Raw genomic sequence first — 3,708 nt, forward strand, 5'->3', positions numbered from 1 at the left:
GGGTACCGCCGAGCCCCAGGAGACGAAGCGCGTGCGCGCGGCGCCGGCCAGCGGAACGCTCCAGGTCCAGGCCGCGCCCTACGCCACCGTGTTCATCAACGGCAAGCGCATGGGCGAGGTGACGGGGCGGGCGTCGTACCGGTTGCCCGCCGGCAACCACAAGCTCGTGTTCCAGCACCCGTCCGGCGAGCGCCGCTACGACGTCGCCGTCACCGCGGGTGGCACCGTGAGCCGCGAGTTCCGCGCCCCCAAGGGTCGCTGAGCCAGGCCGGCTCCCGGTGCGGCGGCCTCACCGGCAGCCGCGCCGGAACCGGACCGCAGGTCCGAAGTCACCCGCCCGTGCTCGCTTCCGCTTGAGCACCCTCACCGTCCAGTCCTGAACGCTGCCGCCGCGCACCCGGCGAGCTGCCTTCGGGCTGTCACGCCTACCTCGCCCCACCTGCCGTCCCGCCTGTTCAAAGGCGCGCGATTCGTCCGTCGCCGTCTGCCTGCCTGGTGGTCTGCCTTGACACCCAACCGTCCGTTCTGGCACTCAGTGGCCTCCACTCAGTGGATTATATTCAATGGAATCCATGGACCTGCTGGCTCCTGAGGAGATTGCTCGGATCGAGCGCGAGAACGCGAGCGGTCTGCCCGCGAGCGCCATCCTGGAAATCTTCCGGCCACGGGGCGTGCGCCTCTCGGAGGCGACGTTCCGGAAGTACGTGCAGGCGGGCTTGCTACCCAGGAGCCGCCGGGTGGGCCGGAAGGGGAAGCACCAGGGGAGCGTCGGGCTCTACCCGGTGGAGGCGGTGCGCCGCATCAACGTCATCAAGAGGATGATGGCGGAGGGGCACACCCTGGAGGACATCAAGCGGTCCTATGTCTTCCACAGCAACTACATCGACCAGTTGGAGCGGGACCTGGCGGGCCTCCTGAACGGGTTCCAGGAGGAGCTGGGGGACCGTGCCTTTGGGGGGGAGCATCGGCGTACGCTCGAGGCGCAGCTAGCAACCTTGCGGCAAAGAGCGCAGGATCTGGTCCGGGATGTCGCCCGGCTGGGTAGTGCCGTGACCGCACGCGCAGACGAAACCATCCGTTCGCAATAGAATACCCGGGAACCGGGTAGACTGGCCTCACGTGGAGGGGACATGTCGGAAGTGAAGCAGCTACAGGAGGAGGGGGGGGACCAGGAATCGGACCAGGCGCAGGAGCGCCGCCGTTCCAAGACCATGTCGCGCAAGGAGATGGCGCGCGACCTGCGGAGGCGGCGTCTCACGGGTCAGGTGGACCCCGAAGAGGCCGACCTGCTGAAGCAGATGGACGACACACGGCCGCGCACGCGCGCGGACTGCATCAACGGTCCCCGGCCGTGCAACTTCGTCTCCTGCAAGCACAACCTCTATCTGGACGTGAATCCGGAGACGGGGTCCATCAAGCTCAACTTCCCGGACAAGGAGATCTGGGAGCTGGAGCACACCTGCGCCCTGGACGTGGCGGAGAAGGGCGGCATCACGCTCGAGGAGGTGGGGGAGATCATGAACCTCACCCGTGAGCGCATCCGCCAGGTGGAGACGCGCGGGCTGATGAAGCTGCGCGAGGCCACCGAAGCCGAGCCTCCGGTTTCGGCTCGCAAGCCCTGAGGTCCGCGGGTGGTTTCCACCCGCAAACGGAGGGCCGACGTGTTGCGTTGACACCCCAGGGGGTGGTTGCTACTACCGCCGCTTCCCGCACACCGAGGCCCACACGTGCTGGCTCTCCTGAGCGTTTCCGACAAGCGAGGTCTGGTTTCCTTCGCCCAGGGGCTCGTCCGCCTGGGCTTCCGGTTGTTGTCCACCGGGGGCACGCTGGAGGCGCTCAAGGGCGCGGGGGTGCCCGTCACCAAGGTGTCCGAGCACACACAGAGCCCCGAGATTCTGGGTGGCCGCGTGAAGACGCTCCACCCCCGCATCCACGGCGGCATCCTGGGACGGCTGGAGCTGGAGGCCGACCGGGAGGAGATGAAGGCGCACGGCATCGAGCCCATCTCCCTGGTCGCGGTGAACCTGTATCCGTTCCGGCAGACGGTGGCCTCGGGCGCCGCGGAGCCGGAGGTCATCGAGCAGATTGATATCGGCGGGCCCGCGATGGTGCGCGCCTCCGCGAAGAACTTCCGGCACGTCTCGGTGGTGGTGGACCCGGACGACTATCCCGCGGTGCTGGCGGAGCTGGAGCAGCAGCAGACGGTGAGCGAGGACACGCGGCGCCGGCTGATGCGCAAGGCCTTCGCGCACACGGCGGCCTACGACGCCTCCATCTCCGCGTGGCTGTCCGCGCAGGCGGGCGAGCCGTTCCCGGGGGAGCTGTCGCTGGCGTTCCAGAAGTCGCAGGACCTGCGCTACGGGGAGAACCCGCACCAGCGTGGCGCCTTCTACCGCGAGCACGCCACGCCCCAGGAGCCGACGGTCGCCTTCGCCAAGGTGCTGCAGGGCAAGGAGCTTTCTTACAACAACATCCTGGACCTGGACGCGGCGCTGGGCCTGCTGCTGGAGTTCCCGGAGGCCCCCGCGGCCGTCATCATCAAGCACAACACGCCGTGCGGGGTGGCGGTGGATGACGCCCTGGTGAAGGCCTACCGCACCGCCCGCGCGGTGGACGAGGTCTCCGCCTTCGGAGGCATCGTCGCGCTCAACCGCGAGGTGGACGCGGCCACGGCCCAGGCCATGGCGGAGACGTTCCTGGAGGCGGTCATCGCGCCGTCCTACTCGCCGGAGGCGCTGCAGGTGCTGGCGGCGAAGAAGAACCTGCGGCTCCTGGAGGCGGGCCCCGCGCTCGCCAGTCCCCAGGCCCGGCCACGTGCCCAGCTGGACGCTCGCAGTGTGTCCGGCGGCATGCTGCTGATGGACCGGGACTCGGTGGAGCCGCCGCTGTCGTGGAAGGTGGTCTCCAAGCGGGCCCCCACGCCGGAGGAGGAGCGGGCCCTGCTCTTTGCCTGGAAGGTGTGCAAACACGTCAAGAGCAACGCCATCGTCTTCGCCTCGGGTGAGCAGCTGCTGGCGCAGGGCGGGGGGCAGACGAACCGGGTGGACTCGGTCCGCATCGCGATGCAGCGCGGCGGAGCGGCCCTCCGGGGGAGCGCGGTGGCCTCGGACGCCTTCTTCCCGTTCCGGGACGGCCTGGACGAGGCCGCCCGGGCGGGGGCCACCTGTGTCGTACAACCCGGCGGTTCGGTCCGTGACGCGGAGTTGATTGCCGCCGCGGATGAACATGGGATGGCCATGGTGCTGACGGGAGTGCGACACTTCCGGCACTGAGCCATGCGCATCGTCTGTCAGAAATGCGCGGCCGCCTACGCGATTGATGACAAGCTCATCACCGCCAAGGGCGTTCGCGCGCAGTGTCCTCGCTGCCGGAACCTTCAGTTGGTCCGGCGCGATCCCTCGGCTGTGCCCGCTGCTGGCGCGCCGGCTCCGGCGTCGCAGCCCGCGTCGCCCGTCACACTGACGCCTGTCTCCGGCGCGGCGCCCGCGTCGAGTCCCGCGGACGACCTCTTTGGCGACTTCGGTGCGCCGCCGCCCGCCGCGCCGGCACCTGGCGCGGCTCCGGCGCCCAAGTCGGCCCAGGGCGAGCGCGCGTCCGGCTCGGACCTGTTCGGCGACTTCGGGGCGATGCCGTCGCCGGCTCCCGCGTCCGCGCCGCCCGTGGACCCCTTCGCGGACCTGGGGACGCCGGCGTCGGGAGGTGGTGGGG

The 3,708-nt window shown here is 69.8% G+C and carries 4 protein-coding genes and 1 pseudogene; all 5 read left to right on the forward strand.

From position 1 onward, the window contains the following. Positions 1 to 262: pseudogene (locus G4D87_RS35115) on the forward strand (serine/threonine protein kinase); the annotation flags it as partial. A 301-nt stretch (positions 263 to 563) separates the two neighbouring features. Continuing rightward, positions 564 to 1,088, forward strand: coding sequence for a MerR family transcriptional regulator (locus G4D87_RS35120; protein WP_163787056.1), 525 nt, complete (start codon positions 564 to 566; stop codon positions 1,086 to 1,088). 42 nt (positions 1,089 to 1,130) lie between these two features. Continuing rightward, entirely contained in the window at positions 1,131 to 1,622 is a 492-nt protein-coding gene (locus G4D87_RS35125; protein WP_002635080.1) for a sigma factor-like helix-turn-helix DNA-binding protein, read from the forward strand. A gap of 105 nt (positions 1,623 to 1,727) precedes the next feature. Beyond that, on the forward strand, positions 1,728 to 3,272 hold the full coding sequence (gene purH, locus G4D87_RS35130; RefSeq protein ID WP_163787058.1) for a bifunctional phosphoribosylaminoimidazolecarboxamide formyltransferase/IMP cyclohydrolase: 1,545 nt from the start codon (positions 1,728 to 1,730) through the stop codon (positions 3,270 to 3,272). 3 nt (positions 3,273 to 3,275) lie between these two features. Beyond that, positions 3,276 to 3,708 (forward strand): zinc-ribbon domain-containing protein (locus tag G4D87_RS35135; RefSeq protein ID WP_205507841.1); only part of this gene is annotated, 433 nt, incomplete at its 3' end.

It is taken from the genome of Myxococcus vastator, assembly GCF_010894475.1.
Taxonomy (GTDB): Bacteria; Myxococcota; Myxococcia; order Myxococcales; family Myxococcaceae; genus Myxococcus; species Myxococcus vastator.